Origin of the sequence: Enterobacter cloacae complex sp. S2, assembly GCF_015159675.1 — a bacterium.
GTDB lineage: Bacteria > Pseudomonadota > Gammaproteobacteria > Enterobacterales > Enterobacteriaceae > Enterobacter > Enterobacter intestinihominis.
On the sequence record NZ_JADDTS010000071.1, the window covers coordinates 1 to 1702 of the forward strand.

1 rRNA gene is annotated in these 1702 nt (G+C 53.0%); it reads left to right on the top strand.

The annotated features are described in order from the left end of the window. The first annotated feature begins 76 nt into the window (after positions 1-76). A 16S ribosomal RNA gene (locus IPZ49_RS22615) occupies positions 77-1618 on the top strand. Positions 1619-1702: the final 84 nt, after the last annotated feature.

Consider the following 1702-nt stretch of genomic DNA (forward strand, 5'->3'; position numbering starts at 1 on the left):
GACGAAAAATGAATACCAAGTCTCTGAGTGAACATACGTAATTCATTACGAAGTTTAATTCACGAGCATCAAACTTAAATTGAAGAGTTTGATCATGGCTCAGATTGAACGCTGGCGGCAGGCCTAACACATGCAAGTCGAACGGTAACAGGAAGCAGCTTGCTGCTTTGCTGACGAGTGGCGGACGGGTGAGTAATGTCTGGGAAACTGCCTGATGGAGGGGGATAACTACTGGAAACGGTAGCTAATACCGCATAACGTCGCAAGACCAAAGAGGGGGACCTTCGGGCCTCTTGCCATCGGATGTGCCCAGATGGGATTAGCTAGTAGGTGGGGTAACGGCTCACCTAGGCGACGATCCCTAGCTGGTCTGAGAGGATGACCAGCCACACTGGAACTGAGACACGGTCCAGACTCCTACGGGAGGCAGCAGTGGGGAATATTGCACAATGGGCGCAAGCCTGATGCAGCCATGCCGCGTGTATGAAGAAGGCCTTCGGGTTGTAAAGTACTTTCAGCGGGGAGGAAGGCGACAGGGTTAATAACCCTGTCGATTGACGTTACCCGCAGAAGAAGCACCGGCTAACTCCGTGCCAGCAGCCGCGGTAATACGGAGGGTGCAAGCGTTAATCGGAATTACTGGGCGTAAAGCGCACGCAGGCGGTCTGTCAAGTCGGATGTGAAATCCCCGGGCTCAACCTGGGAACTGCATTCGAAACTGGCAGGCTAGAGTCTTGTAGAGGGGGGTAGAATTCCAGGTGTAGCGGTGAAATGCGTAGAGATCTGGAGGAATACCGGTGGCGAAGGCGGCCCCCTGGACAAAGACTGACGCTCAGGTGCGAAAGCGTGGGGAGCAAACAGGATTAGATACCCTGGTAGTCCACGCCGTAAACGATGTCGACTTGGAGGTTGTGCCCTTGAGGCGTGGCTTCCGGAGCTAACGCGTTAAGTCGACCGCCTGGGGAGTACGGCCGCAAGGTTAAAACTCAAATGAATTGACGGGGGCCCGCACAAGCGGTGGAGCATGTGGTTTAATTCGATGCAACGCGAAGAACCTTACCTACTCTTGACATCCAGAGAACTTTCCAGAGATGGATTGGTGCCTTCGGGAACTCTGAGACAGGTGCTGCATGGCTGTCGTCAGCTCGTGTTGTGAAATGTTGGGTTAAGTCCCGCAACGAGCGCAACCCTTATCCTTTGTTGCCAGCGGTTAGGCCGGGAACTCAAAGGAGACTGCCAGTGATAAACTGGAGGAAGGTGGGGATGACGTCAAGTCATCATGGCCCTTACGAGTAGGGCTACACACGTGCTACAATGGCGCATACAAAGAGAAGCGACCTCGCGAGAGCAAGCGGACCTCATAAAGTGCGTCGTAGTCCGGATTGGAGTCTGCAACTCGACTCCATGAAGTCGGAATCGCTAGTAATCGTGGATCAGAATGCCACGGTGAATACGTTCCCGGGCCTTGTACACACCGCCCGTCACACCATGGGAGTGGGTTGCAAAAGAAGTAGGTAGCTTAACCTTCGGGAGGGCGCTTACCACTTTGTGATTCATGACTGGGGTGAAGTCGTAACAAGGTAACCGTAGGGGAACCTGCGGTTGGATCACCTCCTTACCTTAAAGAACCTGCCTTTGCAGTGCTCACACAGATTGTCTGATGAATGATGAACTTCTGAATGTACTTTTGAGTGCATTAAGA